The following is a 24,207-nucleotide window of genomic DNA, read 5'->3' as shown; positions in this document are numbered from 1 at the left end:
AATGGTCGCCGACCTATTGAAAAATTAGCCACCCACAAAATCCGTTAGAACGAGGTTTTTGGCCTCCTAATTTTTTGAACCACTTTTTCAGCAAACCCTATTATATGCGTAGAACCATTTTCAGTAATCTTTTGGATATCATATATCGGTCTCGTATCCTTGATTTTAGCTGAATCTTGCCAGCGGAAAATTGCTCGGCGACGAACAACTCCTGTTCTTAAATCCTCAGCACAAACTAGTTCTATACTTTCTGCTTGAGGATTCCAAGCAAAGCGAACACATTCAACTGCTTTAGAATCATCATTTTCTTCGTAGCTTCTTAATAATCCATAAGCAGCTTGTGAAGATGGATTAACAGGTTTGGCAACAATCGTGACAGCGAGTACAATTGGTTCTTTGAGCTTATCATCTACTTGTTCTTCTAAAATTTCATAGTTCTCATTTTCTATGTTGACGATCGAAATTTCTAATGTATCACCTACTTTCAAATTATTTGATGCATCACTATTTTCACGACTTGTTTCAACTAATTCATTTAACCTGAGAAAAAATAGTTGTCCCTCTTTAACCTCTTTAAATTCAGATTCTTGATATTGAAGTGGAATTTTTATCCCTGTATCTGAAATTTTTTTAAACTCTAAGTTAATAGTGGTTGCGTTATTTTTGAAATCGAAATCTTGGTTTTTTATATCCCAATCAATCCGATAATAAAGTAAGCTGTCTGGGTTGTACTCTTGACGATCGACAGATAAAGTTAAAGGTATTATTTTTGGAGTATTCTCTCCTGAATCATTGGATTCTTCTTCGTTTAATTCTTTTTCTTTTAATTTGATTTCTCTAGAAATATTACCAGAAGCAGAAGCAAGTAAACGATTGTATTCAGGATCTTCAAAATGGATAAAATAAGGTTCAAGAGTTAATGGACGAGCAAACTTACTTCCTATTCTTAAAGGGAAAGATAAAACTTGTGGAAAGCGTTCTTGATTTTCATTTTTTTTATTATAAACAGTAAGTTGAACAGTTACTAAAGATCCAGATTTTTGGTTCAAGATTGATGAAAGATTAGATCTATCTGTATCCGTATCTTTTGGTTGAAAATCAAAATTGAGTCCCTGTGATCTTTTTATAGACAATGGCTCTAAATTATCAGCTTTATTCGCTTCATCAGACAATTCTGGATTCTTTAAATCATATTCTACAGATTCAGAGCTATTGCTATCAATAATATATAGATTTTCTACGTGCCAAGTTGAAGAATCAGAGTTTTCTGAATTTATTGTTACTTCAAATGTTAGCTTGCCATCCCAATTATCTAAAATAGTTCCATATTCAGGAAATATTAATTTAATTTGTAAACTTTGAGCTGGCAAATCACCACATTCACCATAAAATGCTTCATTAGTTGGAAAATTTTTAGCAATTAATCTTTGTTCTGGCTGAAAATAACTACCCCAAGTTTGTAATGCTTTTTCTTTAGCTCGATCGCTTACTTGTTCTACGATTGTTTGATAATCAGGTAGTATTACAGGGCGTGGCATACGATGTTGAACAGGAATACTAGCAGAAACTAAAGCTGGTGAGGATTGAGTTAAAGGTTGAGATATTATTTGATTACGAATTGCCAACATTACTCCCTGACGATTACCAATCAAAAGAGATTGAATAGAACCCGGTAATATAGATTGTTCCTCTTCTTTGAAATTATCAATATTAGGTAAAGGTAAATTAGATAATGTTGGTAAAAAATTCTTAATGGCAGAAGCACGAAATAAAGGTGGTAATCCCGCAACTGCCTCTATGTCTCCTGCAGTTTTTGCTGAACGAAACTGCACTTGATGTTGACATCCTTGCCACCAAAGAGTTTGCTCAGAAAGATTCGAGCTAGAAAAAGCGATCGCCTTTTCCTTCTCCGTATAGTTAACACTAAGACGTAAAGCACTAAGACCCCAAGGATTAAATTTAGAGGGTTGCAGATGTATCGATTGAACTCCAACTGTTAGTGGTGGAGCAATTTCAAAGTTTTTAATATTTTCAAGTTTTGGAATTGATTGGATATTAAATTGAGTTTCTCGAAAATTTAGTTTTTGTAATGGAGAGCGTAAAGCAAAAGTATTTTTAATTTCTAACATTGAATTTTCTTCAATAGAAATTAATTCAAAACTATATTCGATCGCGACAGAAGAAATCGCTGTTTCTCTAGATGTATTTTGATATAATTCCCGTAAACGTAGTACTGCGAGGTTTGACTGAGGATAAAGTTGGTTTTTTATTTGTTGTCCCCATGACTTAGCTAATTCAACGATCATCTCTCGATTTTGATAAAAGATTATTTGTTGATTAGTTGAACGTATTTGATACTTCAATCCTGTTTCTCGATCAGTAATCTTTCCTTCATTATCTGCATATTCAACTTCGATTAAGCTATCTTGCTCAGAAAGTATAATGCCATTTTCTTTAAATCTTTGTCTTATTTGTGCCAAGTCTCTTGTTTGTTCTTGCAAAAACTTGATAAAGTCAATTTCTGTTGTGAATTTTTGAGATTCCCAAGTATAGTTATCAACAGGTTCTAATATTTGAAAAATAGGATTAATACAAAGTAATTCTGTCACTATCAATCGTAAATCTCTGCTAATATTTCCAGAGATATTTTCCCTCTGAAATCCTATATATGGACTAATAGCTAAAGTTTGAGGAAAAGGATTAGGTTGATTCTTAGAGCTTTTTAGGCGAGCAGGGAAAATACTTGTACTTACATGACGATCGAGTCTATTGTTGAATTTATTTTCATTATTATTCCGATTATTTAATAGTCCTTGAGTTAGTAAAATACCTGATAGTAACCACCCATAGGGAGGAACTTCTGATCTGGAAAGATTTGGTATTACTCCTTGGTGTAAAAGCAGAAAGTTGTTAAACGTATTAATTAAATTACTATTTTTTGATGTATTGGGTTGAATAGAAAAATTTTCTTGTGGGGGATAAGATAATCTTTCAACAGTAAATAAATTCTGTAAGGCTGTATTTCTACTTAAACGAGCAGAATTATCAGGAAAAGCGGCGACTATACTTGATAAATTTTTTGGTAATCTTTCCGGTGGTGGAGTTTGAATTCGAAACCAACTTTCTTCTATAGAAATAGGATCTAAACGAGACCATTGTTTACCAATGATAGTATCAAATCCAGATACATTTAACTTAAACGGTGTTGAATCTGCCCAATGGCTTAATCCCAGAGATAATAGAGGCAATTTATCTTTAAAATTAAATGCTCTTAAGTATTCTAAATGTAGAATAGGATCCACCTGTAAAGGATTTAAGGTGTTAACTAAGGCATTATCTATATCTACCTCTGTTCTATCTTCATTTTCCGATTGTAATCTCCCCAAAAAAGGCATGATTAACATAAGCCATTTGGGTTCAGTCGGATTAGAATTTGAAGATTGATAATCTTGAAGACTACTAATAATAGCTTTTTGGTTTCCATTAGGTAAGAATTGTAGAGATATTGGTGATTGTATTTTGTTAAGTGCTTCTTGATTAATCCAAATTGGAGTAGTTGCTTCTATCAGTAAAATATTATTAGGTAATTTTGCTAAAGCAGAGTTTTCTCCTTCTGTCAGAGACGATCGTACTTGCGAAAATAAATAGTCAAAATTAATTTCAATTTTTTTTGATTCTATCATTGGATTACGAATCGAATCTTGATTAATTAATCTAATTTTTTTGCGTAATTGATTTGGGGTAGCAATTTCAATTCTTTGAACATTTGTCCAACGTCGATCGTTTTTTAATTCTAATTTTCCTGATTGAAAGTCTGGTAAAACATTAATTAATTGGTGTTCAACAACGGCAAGAAAACTCCAAGAGAGTAGAGGTCTAAAATTAAATAAGTGATCATTAGTACCTGCAAATAATGAATTGGCTGGAATTTGATGTTGATTAAATAATATTTTTGATGTGTGTCTTATGTGATTTAAAGGATTAATTGGTAATAAATAACCAGCTTGATAATTTTGTTCGATTTCATCTTTAGATAAAGCTCGATCGTAGATTGCAACAAGATAATAACTTCCTAACCAACCTCTATCTTCTGTAATTTCATTACCTAAAGCAAAAATATAATCATCATTCCAATTAGAAAAATCACCTTCACTTTGAACAGAAAAATATTTAATCAATGCGGCGGCAACAAAACCTTCTTTGCTATTAAATTCAATTTGATACCAATCACTCCGTATACCATCATCCGTTGGATACTCACCTCCTTCAACAAGTTTAATAATGTCAACAACGTTATCAGTTTGAAGCTCACCAATTTCATTACCAGACTCAACTACAGGTGATGATCTGAAATTTAATACGCTAGCTGTAACTTTTCCTTGACTCATGGAAATTGATGGCTCAATTTCCTCTCCATTAAGATATATTTTTACTTCACCTTTGGTTCTGGTATAAACTAAATGACTTGGTTCATCGATTACAACTGCATCTGGTTTTGTTTTAATCGCTGGTAATCCATTCTCAGGGTTATTTACTGCTGTATGACGTAGCCGCACATTATATTCAATGGCAGTTGAGCCAGATACATTCATTCCTTGAGATAAAGTAAAATTACGTTCATTTAAATCTTTAGAAAGGGTAACAATTGAAGATATTTGTTGTTTATTTTTGGGTTGAATCCATGCTTCTAGAGTAATTTCATTCGTCTTTTTACAAGCTTCAGTTAATTGTTTTGCTGGATTTATTGAACTAATAATATTATTCGTTGTTGTTAATTTTAATCCTCCACCCTCTAGCCATTGAATGTCCTCTGAATCAGTATTGGTAATTTTTAGATTAAGAGGATTAGATGAACCAGATCGATCGAATATAGTATCGCCTTTACCTTCCGAAAATATATACATTGCTTGTAGCCCCTTCGATACTCGTTCAATAGAGTTTATTGCTGGAAGGGTAATTTTTGTATTTTTAATCTCTAATTGTTGAGGCCAAGAAATAAGATTTTTTAGCTCAATCATCCCGTTGAGTAATAAAGATTCTTGCCAATTTCTTCCTTGTTGTTGATTGTCTTGATTCTCTTGATTCTCTTCTATTAGTTGTCCTGTGTAACCAATGATTAAATCTCCTGCTGATGAATTGAAAATTTGTTTTTTACGGTTATTTAGATTTTCTTTTAATTGTTCTTGTTCTTGCAAAAAATCTCCCCAACGAGCAAACATTAATGCTTCTACTGTTGCACTATTGATTTCTAAGATCGGAATGTTTTCTGGTTGTGATTGAGGTGTAAATGTAAACACCGCATATCCAGACGTATCTTCTGATTGTATTGGTATTCCAGGTAAAAGATAGATCGGTTTTGTCGATGAAGAGATCGTGTCTTTTTGCTTTTGCCAGCGAACTTGAAACGCATTATTGGCAAAAAATTGTTTTTCATCAATTGCCTCAATTTTAATGTCTAAATCATCAAATAATTTACTATTACTGAATTGGATTTGTTGCTCCACAAGATCATAGTCAAATTTGGTTTGAAATGCGATCGCTTCTTGTGATGGTGGCTCTGGTGTTTCTTTTGGTGTAGGTTGAGAAAATAAATAACCCTCTTGATAATTTAATTTAACTTCTGATGGAGTTAAAACTCGATCGTAAACTGCAACAAGATAATAAGTTCCTAACCAACCTCTATCTTCTGTAATTTCGTTACCTAAAGCAAAAATATAATTATCATTCCAATTAGAAAAATTACCTTCACTTTCAATGAGACGTTGTGGATCAATTTCTTCTCCGTTGAGATATATCTTAACTTCACCTTTGGTTCTGGTATAAACTAAATGACTTGGTTCATCAATTACAACTACATCGGGTTTGCTTTGAACAGCTGGCAATCCATCATTATCAGCTTCTGTATGCCGTAGCCGCACATTATATTCAACAGCAATTGAGCCAGATACATTCACTCCTTGAGATAAAGTAAAGTTACGATTTTGCTTATCTAGAGAAAAAGTTATGATTCTGGCACTAGATTGTTCTTTTTTTTGGGGTTGAATCCAGGCTTCTAGAGTAATTTCATTCGTCTTTTGAAAAGCTTGAGATAGTTCTTTTGCTGGATCAATTGAACTAATAATATTATCTGCTTTCTTTAGTTTAACTCCTCCACCTTCTAACCATTCAATGTCATCTGCATCAGTATTTTTAATTTTTAAATTGAGAGGATTTATTGAATTAGAAACATCACGAATCGTATCTCCATTGCCTTCTCTAAAAGTATATAAAGCTTGTAATCCTTCGGTAATCCGATTATTATCAGGAATCGTAATATCTTTACTTCGATCGCCAATTTTAACTGAAAATTCTAGTTGTAAATTTTGTGTATTTTGAGGATTAATATCTAGGGAAATTTGTATTAAGGAAAAATCATTTTCTGCGGGTAGACCATAACTAATAGGATTTGGATTCGGAAAAATTAGTTGTTGATTTGTTAGGGGAATAATCCAATTAGTTTTAAATAAATGAAACTTAAGTATTAACTCACTAATTTTGATTCTATTTGCCTGTTTCTCAATTTTTTTCCATTCTAATTCAGGAATTGGGGAACTTACTTGTTCTTTATTATTATCTGGAGTTAAAAAATTTAGTGTCCATTCAACAAAAGAGTCTTCTGAAGAAGGAGCAATAGATATATCATCAAAAATATATTGATTCTTTTCTTCCTGCCACTGGAACTTAATCACAACTGCATTACTTAAATTTTCTTGCTCTATCTCATTTTTAAAAGGTAATTGTAAACGTCCAATAATTTCTATTTTTTCTACTTTTGCCTCTGTTTTTGTAATATTTTTAAGCATTAAAGGATAGAAATCTAAACCAAAGAATTTAAAAGGTAATACTGATGATTCAGTATCACTTAGCCTCCATTCGTAGCCATTCAAAAAATTATATTTACGAGATTGAGCTTCTGGATCGTTTATATCTTCTGTTTGTAGAGAACTAGTTATCTCTCGATCGAATTGATTCTCCTTAAAAGGCAAATTTTTAAACCAGAAACGCCACGATCTATCACCTACCACTAAATTTAGGACTTCAAGAGTCGTGATTAATTCATAGTCAGTATTATCTAGAGAAACGATCGTCGTTAATAGTGTTTTATTTACTTCTGTTTCTGGGGTTGTACTTACACTATGAGATAATCCCCTTTGATCCCTAATTTGGTTATTTTCTAATTGTGCATTCATACTTCCTGCTGTAATGGTATAAGAAGAAGTATCATCATCACTATTAATTAACTCAATATTGCCATTATTTCTGACAAATTCACCTGTGATTCCTTCTAAAGCTTGATTGCTTTCAAGTTTTATTATTGTTTCTGTATCATTAGCATTAGCTAATGTTAAGCTTCCGGGATAACGATCCAAGTCAAATTTTGCTTTGACCTCCCACAATAAAGGTTCAATTAAATTCTCAACAAAAGTTTGATCTTTGTCCTTGCTTTTATTTAAAGCAAAAATAGCATCTGCACTAGCTAAACTAGCTCTTTGGGATAGCTGTTGCCAATGTTCAGCAAATGTTTCCCTTTCAAGAGGCTTAACTGGTTCAGGAATTGAAGAGTTAGGTAAAGGCGAAACAGTATTTGATTGAGGAGAAGCTTTTGGTAACTGAGCTAAACCATTAATTTCATCAGTGTAAGGTAAATCTAAACGATATTGTAAATACAATTGAGTTTCTGCATCTAACCCCGCATCCAGAAAATTCTTATTGGGGCTTAACACCAAACCAGATAAAGATAGAGAAACTACCGGTAAATTAGACAGTTTTTTCCATTCTTGAGCTGGATTTAGAGGAGATAGATATCGTGCCCAATTTAATGCACCTTTTGTTTTTGTTTCTACTTCCTTGTTACCTATTCCAAATCGCCATAAGTCAGGTACAAAAATCTTATTATCTATTTCTTTTATTGGTAACTCATAAGGAATAAGTTGACGACTTGCCGAAGGATAATCTGCGGGGGACTGATTCTGAGTCATGGGAAATGCTTGAATCATTGGCAAAGATGGATGTTTTAGCCATACTAATGGGAGCATTTCTTGTAATTCATCTTGTAATTCATCTTTCAATGCATTTTGAAATGTATCTTTTGGTAAAATTCTTTTGTCAATCATTTTCTTGAATGTTTCAATATTGACTTGATAAGAAAATTGCCAAGCACCTAAATCACCAGCTAGAGTATTGATTTCTTGATTATTCTCTTTAATTTCAATTGTTTGTGGCGAAAAAGTAAGATTTTCGATAATTAATTCAATAACTGGCGGAAAAATATCTTTCTTCGGTTCGATCGTTTTTAAAGGAATAGATTCTAAACTAGATATCCAATTACTTAAATCAGGAATCGCATCTTTAACTGTTGGTTGACCTGTATTGAGCCAACATAGACCCCGAATATTACAAATGGGTTTATTGATAGTTAATTTAACCTCTTGTACTTCATAACTATCTGCTTTTTTTTCTAACTTCCAAGTTCCAGATAAGTTTTTGGCATCTGTTAAAGTTATATTCCAAGGTATTTCTTGATCTAGTTGATTTGTGTTTGCTCTTAAAGATTCTCTCTCATTACCAAAAGAAACTGCTCCTTGAAATAAAGAAATACTTTGTATTGATTGGGAAGCAGGAGAAAATTCATTTAACTGTTGACTTAAAGTAGAATTAGCCAAATCTGCATCAAGATAAATTTGTTCTGTTAGATTGGGAATCGGCAGTTGTACAGATTCAGAACCATTTCCTAAAGGCATAAATCCCCAAAGTATAGAAGGCTTTATGGTTTCAGTATCAGAAAAATTATCTTCTAATTTTGGAAGCCATTGTGGAGGATTAAGTCCTTGATTATCTCTTAAAAATTGAGGTATTTGAGTTGGACTAAAACTAGTAGTTAGATTCGATAGACTAATAAATTCTTTATTCGTATTGCTCCATTCATAAATTAATTGATCTTCATTTTGGTTCGTATCATTTTGATTATTATCATTTTTATCAGCATCGATCGTTATGATTAAAGAATCATCTTCAGCTTTACTTATAACAATTAGTGGAGCTACTTGAGCTAGTGAATTTGGAGGTGAATCTTGATCATATAGAGATTGATCACTAAAAATTAAACTAAATGCATTCTGCTCAAAGCTAACTGTAAGGAGTTGCAATTCCTCATCACTGTCACTCCATTGATCAATTTGCCAGTATATGGGTGGAAAAATTTCTGGATTACTTATTTTTAAAGTTAACCAATTGGGATATTTTTGAAGTTCATCTTCTTGAGGTTGGATTATATTGGCTAAAGGATCAATTAAATCACTTAATCTCTGCCAAGCTTCAATCCAATTTTCTTTTTCTTTTTTTTGAAGACGTTCTTGCTCTGGTTTTAAACGAAATACGCTAGTAGCTAAACCATCTTTTATTAATGGAGTGAGTTGAAAAGGAGCTTTTACATTATCTTCCTGCCATGGTAATTTAACTTGAGCAAAAATAGTCAAGCCACTACTGTGAACTGAAATAGGAGCAAGTAACTGAGAGCTCCCCTCTCTTTTTTTCAGTTGACTATCCACAAAATCATTAAGATAAATCAGTCCTAAAGCGTTATATAAGTTTGGTAAATCTTGAGATTCAAATTTTTCAGTTAAATAGATATCTCCAGCAATACAAGTACATTCAGGAATTTGATTGGGATTACTCCATTCAGTAGCTTGTGGATCAGTTTGTAAAAGCAGTAAGCTATATTCTCCAGACTGAATTTTTTCTTCAATTTCTTCTAAAGATGGTTTAGGTTCATAGGGAGGCTGTCCATCTTGAGGTGGTTTATCCTTTTGTGTCCAAGTATATTTTTTTCCTTCAACTGGTTGAATGACTACTTTTGAGATCCAACACAGTGCAATTATGGTACTGGGATTATAGATATTATTATTTTTTTCTACCCATAAATTACGAAGTGTCCAATTATCATCATCGGGTTTATTTAATGGTCCTTCTAAACGAATTACTCTTGCTTCAGCTTGCCACAATAGTCCTTTTATATTGATATTTGGTAAAGTCGTCATGAAATAGCCCTCTTCTAAGAAAAAAATAAAAATTAAATGTTTAAGTTTAAATTAGTTACTTCAAAGCTTTGAAAATCACTGGGTTTGGCACTACCTCGTCTCGTTCTAATTTCTAGTTTTCTGCCTTGTAAGCCACTATTAAATGTTTGACCATAAAGTCGTTGGATTGCCCGACGATCAGAAGGGAGTGGATATTCCCGTAAAATACTTTCACCTTCTTCTATCGTCATAATGCCGTGATAACGAATTAAAGCATTACCAATTAATAAATGATTCTGCAATATTCTACCGATCGTTCTTCTCTGTTCTAGGGAAAGATTCTCTTTTGTCAACTGCAAGATTCGAAGATCATTTTTGTCTAAGTTGTTTTCATTATCTTCTAGTAATTGATTCAATAAATCCTCTTGTGTATCGTCTCTTAAATTTCTTAGTAAAACTACTCTCGGTAATTTTCTTTTAAGTTCTTTCAGAGCTGTTTTTTGTTCTTCTGTAATTTCTGTATCTGAATTTAATTGGTTAATAATTTTTTGTAGAAGTTGTATCGAGATTTTTTGTATTAAGTTTAATAAGCGTCGTCTCCAAACAAAAATTGTGTTTATTTCTGTGATTGTTTCTGGATTAGATAATGTTTCAATAAGAGTATTTATGGCTTGTTTAAATGGTTCATCTCCTTGTTCTGATAAAGCTTGTAAGTCATCCAGTTGATCTTGATTAACCAATAAACTTCTCCATTGAATTTCTTCTGGTTGGATGGTCAAATTCTCCGCAATCGAATCTGGAATATCTGATTGAGTCGGACGAACAATAAAACGATTAACTGTTACTGAGACGGAGATACTAGTGTCTCCTGTTTCAAGATTAGCGATCGCATTTTCAATTTCAGTAATTAATCGTCCGATGGCATCTTTAAAATCATTATCAAAATTTCCTTCTCTTAAATCATTAAGAGCTGGTTTTTCCTCACCATCAAAAGTATCAACACTATCGCTATTCCAATCTAGCTGTTCATCTTGGATATTAAGTTTGCCTCGAAGAATCGGTACTAACTCGCTATTTAAAGGACGTGGTGGTGGAGCAGGAGGTAAATTGATAGCAGGTAAAACAAAACTATCTAACTCAAGTAATAGTTGAGTTACAGCTTCTTCCCATTCAGGAATAACAGCCCAATTCTCTAACTCTAACTGTTGTTCATCGGAAATGATTCCTTTCCATGTTAATTTCCAGTTCAACTGCCAAACATTATTAACCAATTCAAGACTTTCAGGCTCAGACGTAAGTTGACTATTGACACTTTCAGGAATATCCTCAGGTAAAATTTCCAAAGGACAAGATTCTGTAGTTGCCTCAATAGGCAGTAACTCAACAGTTATTTCACTTGCGTTATTGTTTTCTATTAACTTAATAAGCTTATTAATTGCCTTGTTGAAAACTTCGTCTGCTATTAATTTTCTCAAATTATTTTCTTGTTCCTTATTTAGTCCTTCATTTGATTCTTCATTTTGAAATGTATTTTTCCAAATCAAAACATCTTTTTCAATAGTCAAGTTTTCTTGAAGATTTTCGGGAAGACCATCATTTGTTGGTCGAGGAGGAGGAGTATTTCGACTCAATCTTTTTAATGCCAGGATAAAATCTTCATCCCCATCTAACAGCAGTAAACCTTCTTGTTGTTCTTCATCGATCGAACCATCCCAAATAAGATTGCAGTTAACAGCAGTAGGGAAATTAATATCGTCAGGTAATTCTTCCGAGTCAATAGCATTAGAAATTGCTTCTTCATTAAACCAACTTTGGAATAAGTTATTTAAGATTTCTTGATCTTGCTCAAAATTATCTCCACTTTGATTTTCAGCAACGGCTAAGATGTTATCAATATCTTTTCGCTCTAGTTTATTAGCTACATATATTTTCGTGCTTCCATCAGATGGTGATTGTAAGAAGATTTTAGATTTTGTTGGTTGTGCTAAATCATCTTGTTTATATGTTGCCGACAAAGTTTCTTCGGTAATTTGAATGACACCGACATGGAGTAAATAATCCGATTGAGGATCAGTTGGTGCTTTGAGGCTATCAAAAGTAGTGAGAAAACGACGACCTAACTGACGGACTTCATAATATTGATTATTTTCAGGATTATCTGGATTATCTGGATCGAGAAAACAGAAAATTTCTGCTTGAACTTCAATATTGCCACTAAATAACTCAACTATTTGATAAACAACATCAGGATCTGGTAAAGATCCATATTTATGCTCATTAGAATTTTTATCTCCTCTATTCGCTGGCTTTTCAAATTCCCACTGGTGTTGAGCTTTAACAGGTAGACTATCCCAAAAATTACGTAAAGGAATTTGTAAAGATCGACTATTGATCGTAATTGCCTGATCACTATTGAAGGCGATCGGTTTTGATGGTGCTTTCCAATTTTCGAGCTTTTCACCTCTGATAATTACTCCTAAAGGCTCAGGAGCAACATATTCAAAATCTTTTTGGACAATACTATTTACTTCTGAGACAACAGTTGTAGTTTGAGCTATTAATCGTAAACAGTGTTCATAATAGAACGGTAATGCTTGCCATTGCAGAACTAATGCTCCCTGTTGAAAATCACCAATTCTTTGATAAATGTCTAGATTAAGACTCTCTTCATCTTGGGTTAAATCAAGATAATCTAATTTAGGGATTGGATCATCTGATTGAGAAATTGTACTAGGAATTTCAGGAGGCTCATCGTAATTACTTGGTAACAAGAATTGTTTTGAAGTATCAGGAAAAAGCATTCTTAGTTGTTTAATCCATTCTGTATAAGCAAAACTACGTGCAACAGAATAAGCAATTTGACGATATCCTAATTGTCTAGCTAAAGTTTGATTCCGTTCATTGAGTATTTGTTCGGGGTGTTGTGCGATGATGACCTCCCATACTTGACCGGGCTTTAATGGTACGAGTTGTTCAGGAGTTTCATCTCCATTATCTTGTGATTCTGATTCTCCTCTATCTAAACGAGTCGAAGATAATACCAATGGTTTCACGATCGGATGAGTTCGGTTTAAGACAATATCTAATCCTCCTGCTTGAGGATCAATTAATTTTGCTCTAATTGCGATCGCATCTTCTATGACTTCCTCTTCACTTGTCGTTTCTGTTTCTGTAAATAAAGACTGTTTTAAACTTTTCAATAACAAATCATAACGTCCTTGGGGCTGAATATAATAGCGATAGTTATGAGCCCATTGATCCGAAATCAAATGATCATAAGTAATACGTCCTTGTAAATCTGGTACTGCATAGGCAGGAGAACTCGATCGAGGATAAGCAGTAACTAACCAAGGTAATTGTTCTTCTGTTGTTTGCCCTTCAGTTTGTATGTCTGGACAATAATCAAAGAAACGCTGTGACCATATTAAGATGTCTGTAATATTTTCATTCAAATCAGAAGGGGTTATTTTTTTCTCACTTTCTGAATCATTACTATTCAGAGATTGTAGATATCTTTGTAAACGTTGCCATTGAGTAGCAAGTGGTTTTGGTTGATTTTGACTTGGTTTCTCATTAAAACTCTCTTGTAACTGATCTGGAGAAAAAGTGAAGTAAGTTGACAAAAAGTTAGTTGGAGCAAAATTTTGAATATCTACTTCTAATTCTGCAATTTTTTCATCATTTCCACTTTCTTTTAAAACTTCAGCAAATTGTTTTCTAAATCCATCATTGTCTGATGAATTCGTCAGATTTTTTCTGAGGATTAGTGTTTTTTGAGATTGTTGAAAAAATTCATTCTGAGTAAAACCATTGATTGTTTCTTTTAAAGGAATAACAACTTTTATATTTTGATCAGCTGTTCCTATGTCTAAATCTTTTTCTAATCGTAATAATATATTCGCTATACCATTAATAGGTAAATTAATCGTTTTCTGAACTGCTTGTGACTTTACATCAATTTCAACTTGCCCACTACTAGTATCAGATTGGTCAATCAGACTAATAATGGTCGAATTATCATCTTCATCTTTGGGAAATATTAGGTTAATTGTTGTTCCGGCCTTACCATCAATAGTTAATTTTTTATATTGCAAATATTGAGTGGGGATAGGTCGTAAACTAATTTGTACGAATCCTAATAGAGAACTGTCTTCAGCATTTTTTTCTGTCAATGCGTTTTTTTTATCTGCTCTAAATAAAAGTTCAACATGAAGATATTTATCAAAGATTTTATATTCTCTTTGTGTTCCACTCGCAATTGATTTTTGAATAGCTTCTAAAAGATCGCTTCCAGATATTAAATCACCCTTTAACGGTACTCGTAGACTCAAAGTCATCGATAAACCTAATTTTTGTAATATTCCCCAACCATAAGGATCTGACGTAGCGGCACTATTTAATAATAAATCTTGAACATTATTTGCTTGAATTGGAGGACTAGTTTGTACATCAACAATATAATCTTCTTCTAATATATTGATAATTTCTTGTAAGCAGGGATGAAATACTGTCGGTCTGGTCAATATACCTTCTGACTGTGATTCTAATTCTTGCCACTGTGGCCAGTCTAAATAAGACTCTCGCCAAGAATACCAAGCTCCTAGAGGAGTTTCATTTCCTTCTGGTTGTTCTAATTGGAGACGACATAAGGTACTGGGATACCATGCTTCCCACTGATTATGATTTAGAGTATCACCGGGAGTGAATAGTGTTTCATTACTATTAATCAATTTTACTTCTTGAATGCTTCGCAGAACTTTTGCTAATTCTTTTTCCTTATTAAATGTTTTTGTTGTATGGGCATCTATGTCTAATTCTAAAATTTCAAAACCAGCATGAAGATTGAGAGGATAGTTCTCTAAATTACTAGGAGCTTGATTCCAAATGAATCGAAGACAGCGTAATTTATTTGGATGGCGTTGATATTGGATATTTTCTAAATTACCTTTAAATCTGAATCGATCGATATTATCTGTATCTTCATTTTTATTAAATTGTGCCATCGGAACATGAGCAAGACGATCAGCATCAGGTTCTGAATTATCTACCACATTTCCACGTTCATCTTTTAAGTCTTCCGGTGGTAAAAATGGCAATAAAATTGGTTTGATTAGCCATTCTAAAGTTGAAGGACGTTTTTCTTCGATAATCGGTATTTTTGTCTCATCATTTTGTGGCGTTTCTGCTTGTGGAGGTTTTGCTCGTAAAAGTAAACGAACAGGTGCAAGAGCCGATCGAGGTGCATTAATGGAACTAGGATTCTCTGAATCTGGATCTTCATTATCTGGATCTTCATTATCTGGATCTTCATTGGCTTGAAAAGCTTCTGCTTGTAAAAATATACGCCAAGACTGGGGTTGCCATTTTCCATCAGCAGGAAAAATCTTTTTCTCAATTAACTTACTTTGATTATTATCATCCATGGAAATCTGAAAACGGTATCCTTGTTTAAAACCTCCTGTATCAGAAATTAATTGCACAGAGTCAATTTCACTTCGCTTGATTTCAATGACAACATCATTAGCTAATTTACGAGCATTACTGGTAGGTAATAGTTGTTGACGATCGCCTTTAGTTTGTTGATCCACACCATAACTTCCAATGGGTAAAGTTTGATCTGGTCTAAAGATTAGTAAATATCTTCCTACAGGTACATTCGGTCCTTCTTTTAAAGGTTTAGGCACAGTCCATTCTAATAATACGTGTTTTGGTTTTAATACTTGAGGTATTTGATTTTGATTTAGTATTTCTGTTGCTGTTAAATCTTCTTGCTCCAGTTCATACTCAAAGATAAATTCCGCATCTGTGGGAACTTGAGGTGGTTCATTGGGATAACGGGTGGCAAAAACTGTTAAGGGATTAGGACTAATGTTCCCAGCCATATCTACAGGAGTAATTTCATAATAGTAAGTTAATCCTGTGGAGGGTATATTTGCTTGCTCTTCTAATGTTTCTTGATTGAAGTGATCAACTACTTTGAAACGTGGTAAAAGAGCTTGAAGCAATCCACCTTCTTGACGATGTAGTACTTGACAAGGTTTAACAGTGTAATTAACTTCTCGATCGCCACTATTAATTGCATCAATTGCCACTCTTCTCACTCGATAATGCAATAAATGGTGATCAGGATCTCGTTGAGCAGGAGTAAGTTTGTCTTCATTTTGAAGAGGTGTACTCCAATCAAGTTCCCAAGCGATCGCAATTGTATTCGCATCAGCAAACTGATTAACTTGCTCAAATTGTGGTAGGTTTTGATTAAAGTTAGTGTCGCTAATATTAAAAGTCCGAATTTCAACTCCTTCTTGCTCAGGATCTGGCTCTGTCTGTCTAGGAGCCGATCGTTGTTGTAATTTAGGTATTTTATCTTCATCAACAACAACAGTTTTTAACCAATTAGGAATCCAGCTATCATCGTTATTCTCTTCTGGAGCATCTATTCTGAAAACTAAACCCATCTGAAATGCAACTGATTTTTTGACTATCTCATTTGCTTTATCTGAATCTCCATTTTCTTGTGCTTCAACATATTCTTTAAAGTCGACAATCAAATCTTGAATGATAGTTCCTCTAAACTGAATTATTTGTTGACTTTCAGTGATTTCTTCTGGTGACTGATCTTCTCGTTGATAAATCGAGGTCTCGGTTTCAAATGCAGATTTTAAAGCACGATCGTACTCATTTTTTTGATCCAACTTAAAATAGGGAGAACTTCTAAACTGTTCAAAAGCACCTTTAACTGCTTCTTCATAATTATTTTGGGAAGGATTATTAACTCGATCGTCTTCAATCGATACAGATATACGTAAAGGCTCAGGATCTCTTTTTGGAACTAAATATAATTGAGAACCTGACAATTCGTCTTGAGTCGGTGTCTTATCACTATGTTTGTCGAATATTTTTGCTCCATCCTTATAAACTTCTTTTGATACGACAAAAGCATTAACGAGATAATCCTCCAGCGTTAAATTTTCTATAGTTGTAGATTGCCCCAGAGAGTCTTCCTCTTCAGTCGGTTGATATTCATCAATACTTTCAATTTCTTTCTTCCAATTAACAGACCATTTATATTGATTATCTTGAATAGATTCCCACGCACCGCCGATATTATCTAATTGATTTTCTGTATTAGGTCGAAAATGCTGTAAGTTATTTATTTTCTTAGTGAAGTCAATTATAAAATCATGATCAACATCAATAGAATCATCAGGAATAACATCTATTGGAGAAACAAATGGAGGAACAGGTAAGAAGCCTTTTTCTGGTTTTCCAGTCGGATATTCTTCTCCTTGTGGCAGTAAGAGAAAATAGCAAACTTCTTTTTGAGCAACCATTTTGCGAATTGTAAAAGTGACATACCCTGGGACTTTAAAAGATTGCTCATTTTCCTGATCTAGTTCATCTGATGCTGGATTATTTTCTGCTGTCGGAAAACCTTCTGATGGATTGGCTGAAGAGTTGTTATTTTCATCATTGCTTATTACATCATTACCATCATTTAAATTATTTATATTCGTGGCTTCATTGTTAATTTCTGAGATTTCTTGTGTATCAGCTGATAAAGATAATGGCTGAAAAGATTCTTGACTAGAATTAGTAGACACTGCAGGAGCAGGTAATCCGGGAACAGGTTCGACATCAGTTGCTTCTAATCCTAATTGGAGATATTTCTCCGTACGTTCAAGAGCTTGACTGACTGCATTATCATTAACACTAAATTTAACACTTAGTTGTAAATTATGCCCCATTGCGGAGAGGGATAGAGTTCCACTCCCTCTTATTCCAACTCCAGCAGAAGCGTCTATTCCTAATTCTAAAGAGGATGTAAAGCCAATATCAACACTAAATCTATATGTTATTCTAATTTTTTTACGCCAACGCAAAACTTTGATTGTGAATTGTAGCCAAAATTCGATTCTTAAACGAATTCTCGCTTCTAAACCAACTGCGGCATAAAAAGCAGAACCTTTGGAAGGTTTTTCAAAATCAAACACTCCAATATAGCGAGTTCCGTAGGCTACTGAAATTTCAGCTAATACCCTCGCACCAACAAAACCAGCATCAAGTTCAGCTGAGAATTTCAAACTTGCTCTGGCAAGGAGACTGCTACCAATAACTAATTCTTTTTTGGAGATGCGGAAAATAAATCCCCCTCTAATTTCTGCTTTAAGAGGTCCAAATTCATCTGACCAACGCAACATATTAGGCCAGCCTAATTCATAGTGAACTAATCCGGGTTCGATTAAAAGTGTCGCAGCAAATTGACTGTTTTTTAATGCTCGATTAACAAATGGTGGTAAAGGAGGATTGTTTCCAGTAAAACCGTTGGGATTAGAGGATAGTTGTGCTAAAAGACGTTTTTGACGAGGTGCAAGTAAGACAAAACCACTGAACAAAGGTTGAATACCACGATTATTTAAGTAGTAATCATAGTTCGTATTTATCCATCCTCGAACTGCCATGAAGAAAGTTAAATCACTACGGAAGGCAATAACAGCATCGAATAGAAACAGACAGGGTAATTTTTCTTCTTTTCCTTGGTTATATTCTAAAGGACTAGCAGATGCAGATGTTTGCGATAATAATGCTCTTAAAGCGATCGTCCAACGAGGATCTTCTCCTGGTTGTTCTAAATCTACTGACCAGCGATCGCGTTTTGATAAATCTCCTTGAGTTCGAGATAACGATCGTAATGACTGAATTAATTGACGTAAATCATTTGTTTGATCAGCGGCTTTTATACTAGCAATAGTATAACGATAGCCAAATCCTAAACCAACTTCTCGTAAATATAGAGTGATATAAGGAATTTGGAAACTAACTTTACGAACTTCTATATATATAAACCATGCTCTCAACCAAGGTGTTTGTTCATTTTGTCTGACTCTTAAAAAAGAAAAACTCGCCGCGATCGAAGGTAATCCTTGAATTTCTAATGAGCCTTCACCTGAAAAACCTTCTTCCTGTGGTGTTTGAATAAACTCAACTACTCCATTAAGCTTAAATGCTTCTCCTATATTTAAATTTACAGGTAATGTTTTAAAGTAAACCCTCGGAATTAATTTTCCTTTTTCAGGTAAGCCTACTAGTAAAGTATGATAATCTGCTTGATCGTTTTTAGAATCTCCAGGTCCTTGAGCAAATTTAACCTGCCCTGTTAATTCCATCGCACCATCACCACCAAAAACTTCCGCTTGAGGTAAAAATCCGATCGCTCTTAATTCCATTTCAAAGCAACCAAGAACATTAAACGATTTCTTACTCGGTAACTCAATCAAGAATTTGACGTGTTGACTAATAATACTGGCATCACCTGTTAAAGGACATTCAACCAAGTCAATTTTAATAACAGATAAAAGTGCTAATGCTCCATCTTTATCTCCAGGCATAGCAACAAATTGAGCCGAACCTGTTAATGTGAAATATAGATGGTATCTAGCATCATTAACAAATTTTAAACCTAAAGCATCAATGTTAAATTGAAAACGTGTTCCTGTAGAGAATAGCGGTTTTTTCCCTTTTAATTGAGCTGAACCAGACACTAAAGTTAAAGACCCATTTTGTTGAGCAAACTGGAGGGCTATATCGGCTTCCGCTTCACCGACTAAGGCTGGTGGTAAAGCACCCGATCCTTTGAGAGTAAAATTACGTATATTATTATCTTTTATTTCAAAACGGCTGTTACGGAAAGTAAACTTGGTATCTAAACCATTTAATCTAACAGGTTGATTCGTGACTTCTGCCTCTAAACTAATTCCACTCTCGGTGAGGGTAAAGTTTCTTGACTCAAACACAAGAGCTTCTTTACCGATCGACGAATATTCCAATGTCAACACCGAGCCAGGGGCTTGTTGCAGTTGATAATTAAAGTTATCAGTTATAAGAGTAAAAAAGTGGAATTTTCCTTCATTTTCACCCTCGTTAATTCTTGCTCCTGTTAATTTCCAAGTCAGACCTAAATATTCATTTCCTGAAGTGGGTAATTCTTCTTGATCTGAAATAAATTCAATACCCTTACTATGTTCAACTGACAATGCAAAAGTTTCCCAGTTAAATTTAAGTTCTACTTCAGTTGTAAAATTCAAATCAAAAATTTCAACTATCACATCAAAAGGAATAGCTATATTGTTAAATTTATTATCTTGATCGACTTCTGCATTAATAGTTAATTTGCCAGTTGTTCCATCTGCGTCTTTGGGCTTGATTTTGATAAATTGATCTGAGCCTTGCTTGAGAAAAGGAAAATCAAGTTCTTTATTAATTGTTAAATCTATTTTTTCCCAAGAATCTCCGTTGAGCGACACGAAATCAGAACTAGAGGGTTCTTTAAGCTCACTAATATTTGAAAAATCAAAAGATATAAGCGGATTCTCTAATTGTCGGAAAAATTCAGGTAATTGAAATTCATCTAATTGTAAGCTGATTAACACTAAACTAATTTCTTGTTGAGTTATTGCTGAAAGCTTCCATAGTTTCTCTTCAGATGAATTATCATCATTTTGTAGCTCTCTTTCTGTATTTTCATTTCTTGTCCAAGCAAAATTACTCGATGCTGTTAGTTCTTGATTTTCACCTAAAGTTAAGATTAAAGAAAGACGCTCGATGTTTGAATCATTACTCCTAGAATTCAGCAGTAAACTATATGTTAGATTTTCAGGGAATTCTATTTCAAAACTAGATAAAGCAAAAGTTAAACTGTCTGTAACTTCCCAATCTAATCGGATCTCCTGTATTGGCGCACCAAAAAGTATTCTTAATGTCATATCACCGGGAATATTTCCTCCCAGTTGATTTGAATTGGATATCGCACTTTGTAACCAGCGATTGACGTTTTCATCTTCCCATCTAATTGCCAGACAATCCTGATCAAAATAGAAATCTTTAATTTCTAATACTTCATCATTAAATATTGCAGGAGCATCAATTTCTACAAGAATATTTGATGTTTGAATCTCCAAAGATTGATTTATCTCTAATGTCCCTTGAAGACGAATTTCTGCTATTTTTTCACCTGAATCATTCGGATTTTGAAGACTTAATGTCAAAGCAACATCATAAAGCGTTAAAGTTGGCTCTCCATCATCTACATTGAAAGTTGCACTAATTAATATATATTCTTCTACTTGATTCCCAATTAATAAATTGAAACCATTAATACCAAATAGATTAACCGATAGTTGTCCTTCAATAGCCAACCATACCGTGAAAGAAAAATTTAACTCATCATCAAAAAAATTGTCGTAGTCAACAACTATTATTTTTTCTAAGAACTCATTAAACTCAGGACTATTTTCAGGAGGTAAGATACCCACTGGAATTTTTGTTGTACCTAAAAAATCGTTGAGAGTCCCCAAAGCATGAATCATAATTTTATCCTCCTATGGTTAACCTAATGGTCTTTCGTCGGGACGAATAAGCCATACTGTACCTACTAATTTATTATTCCAATCAGAGGGGGTTAGTATGTTGCTAAGAAGTTTTTTGTCAATTTGTTTTTTAATTTTGTCTTTTTTTGCCTTTTTCTCTTCATTTGTTAAACTATCATCCTTGTCTATTTCTTTCGCTTTTTTGTCGAACTCATCTCTAGCTTGTTTTTTTAAAGACAAATATTTTTTAAAATATGCTCTACTAGTTTTTCTTTCCTTGCCATAAGCAATCCATATTTTTAATTGTTTTTCAATATCTTTTTCCGTTATTAATTTAAACTTCCCATAATCTTCTCCATATAAAAAAATCAATTGGTCTCGTAATTCATAAAAAGAAGGTGAAACTAAACAACCATTAGAGCCAGAGCCAGAGGCTCCTCTATTTCCATCATGAAGTCTAATGCCTGTTTTACCTTTTCCTCCATCTACAGGATTTTGATTTGGTGCTGCCTCATCTGGAGTTACTATTGGCTCAAAATAAAAGCGAGCTTTTCTTACACCATCATAATTAGCATTACGGTCTACTACTCGAAAGCAATAGTTTTGAAAATTGCTTCTAGTTGCTGTGACACTGGCAAAGTCATATAACTCATTTCCTTTAATTGATGATAAATATTCTTTTTTTGCTGCATTACGGGAAGTGAAACTACTCCAACGTAATTTTTTATAAACTTTGCCATTATGAATAATAAATAATAGTGCTTCATATTGATCAAAACCTTTTCCTTTATCAGGTTTATCAGGACCTAAATTGTAATTAAGATTAGAAAGTTCTCCATTTATTCCAGCAGGAATATACCAAGCTGATTGGCTTCCATCCAAATTGGGGTTGCCGTCAAGAGTAACAGTTTTTTCTGCTTCATCAATTTTTAATATCCGATAGGTTCGGTTCGGTTTGCTATCTGTATTTCGATCGGATGGAAGATAAATAGTATCAAAACGATTAATTTTTTCTCTTTTTTTGAGTTTTGTAGGTAAATCTTCAAGTTTTATGATCTTTGGTTTAGAGGGATCGGAAATTTTGGCTTTTTGACCTTGTATACGACTGCCAATAGGATCAATGATTACTAATATTGGTCTTAAATTGATACGCCATACAGATGAATCTTCTGTTAAATCAGGACTATCATCTAAAGTAATCGTATTATTTGCAACATCTACTTCTTCAATTCGATATAACTTATTGGTACGTTTTCGATCTTTTTCGAAGAAAATAGTGTCATATAAAAAGCCTTTTTTCTTAGTTTCTTTGACACGACTTAAATCAGGACTTCCATCTAAAGTGACTTTTTTCCCCTCAACTGTTGCTTGTGTTCCATTTAAATCTAGAAAATCAACTGTTTTGTATTTAGGGTCTCCAGGAAGAATTGGAACAGCTCCTTCTTTCCAAGGATCGTCAAAATTAGCGTAAAATTCGACGATCGCTTCGAGTTGAAAAATATTTTGCCAGTCTAAATCGTTAAATTCAAATGGTGGAGCAGTTGAAGTGGCTGGAGCATGACCACTTCTTTTCAAAAGACGATCAAGCCAGAGTTTTTTTTGATTATTTCCCACATCTTCTCGCCATTGCTGTGGAGTTAAATTTCTTTCTCTACGAATATCTTCAAGTACAGTCATCGGATATAAATTCTGCTTTAAAAGAAACAAATCTAGATTAATTGGCCAATCTTCAGGTCTAGAGTCCATAAATTGTATAAATGAATCCACATCCTGCTGACCATCTTCCACAAAATCCCTCATTTCATCATAAATAGAAGCAGGATCAATTGTTCCAAAATCAGTTAAGACTGCAAACCCAATTTGTTTATTTTGTGATACTTTTGCCAGCAAACTACCAGTCTCTACAAGTGGTTCTAGTCTTCCTCTGAGAAATCTAATTAAAACTGCAATTTTTGCGTCTTCTGATAACTCTTCTGATAAATCTATTTCTATTCCAGCCTCTTCCAACAAGTTTTTAAGAATAGATCCAGAAATATATTGTGGTAAAAATTCTTTTAAAGACAAAACTTCCACATCAAAATAGGCAAAACCTATTATGTTTCCTAATCCTTGATTTTTTCGCCTAAAAGAAGGATTCAGTGCAACAAAAGGAGACAAATGTAGATACAAATTAAGTGTTGCTCTTGAAATACTAAGACTATCTGGAGAAAGGGAAATATTATTGTTTCCCAAAAAACTGTCAAATGTTCCTGTTTTTGGAGGACGTAGAGAAAGTTTCCCTGCACAAGCAGTAAATAAATTGCTATTTTCTTGTTTGCTTTCAAGTAAACAAAAGTTTTTGAAAGAATTTTCAAGAAGATTTATTCCATATCCGTGCACAATACTCCATTGCTCATTATATATTGGTGGTTTTTTAACAAACAAATGTAGAGACTTCATGTCTTTTTATGGAAACATTTTGCAAATTCTTGTTAATTATAAATGTTATCTTTTTTGTAGCTATCAAAATATTTATATTTCTTAACGATGCTAGGGTAAGCTCATCCAGGGCAAACGCACTCACGAGGTGACAAAAAGTGTCAGGACTGAGAACAAGATTTGGTCACAATTTTCAACTTTAGGTACAATTGGACTAATTACTGTTCTCTCCCATAGCCTTTTTGACAATGGATTGTCCTCACTGTTGCTCAACTAATACTGTCCTTCTCAGACGCACTACTAATCTCGGCTATTCTCTCGTTCTAACGGATTTTGTGGGTGGCTAATTTTTCAATAGGTCGGCGACCATT

At 33.7% G+C, this 24,207-nt stretch carries 3 protein-coding genes; all 3 read right to left on the bottom strand.

Annotated features, from left to right (window positions below; translation table 11 throughout):
- Window positions 1–44: 44 nt before the first annotated feature.
- Genes P9B04_RS19825 through P9B04_RS19815 form a run of 3 tightly spaced genes read right to left on the bottom strand, consistent with a single transcriptional unit; the run spans window position 45 to window position 23,857 of the window.
- On the bottom strand, window positions 45–10,076 hold the full coding sequence (locus P9B04_RS19825; protein WP_342056698.1) for a LamG domain-containing protein: 10,032 nt from the start codon (window positions 10,074–10,076) through the stop codon (window positions 45–47).
- 32 nt (window positions 10,077–10,108) lie between these two features.
- Window positions 10,109–21,418, bottom strand: coding sequence for a hypothetical protein (locus P9B04_RS19820; protein WP_342056697.1), 11,310 nt, complete (start codon window positions 21,416–21,418; stop codon window positions 10,109–10,111).
- Between the two features lie 18 nt (window positions 21,419–21,436).
- The gene (locus P9B04_RS19815) at window positions 21,437–23,857 is read right to left on the bottom strand and encodes a hypothetical protein (protein WP_342056696.1); all 2,421 of its coding nucleotides are present in this window, start codon (window positions 23,855–23,857) and stop codon (window positions 21,437–21,439) included.
- Window positions 23,858–24,207: the final 350 nt, after the last annotated feature.

The organism is Crocosphaera sp. Alani8 (genome assembly GCF_038442745.1).
GTDB lineage: Bacteria > Cyanobacteriota > Cyanobacteriia > Cyanobacteriales > Microcystaceae > Crocosphaera.
The sequence above is the reverse complement of the archived record's forward strand: the minus strand, read 5'-3'. Positions and strand labels throughout refer to the sequence as shown.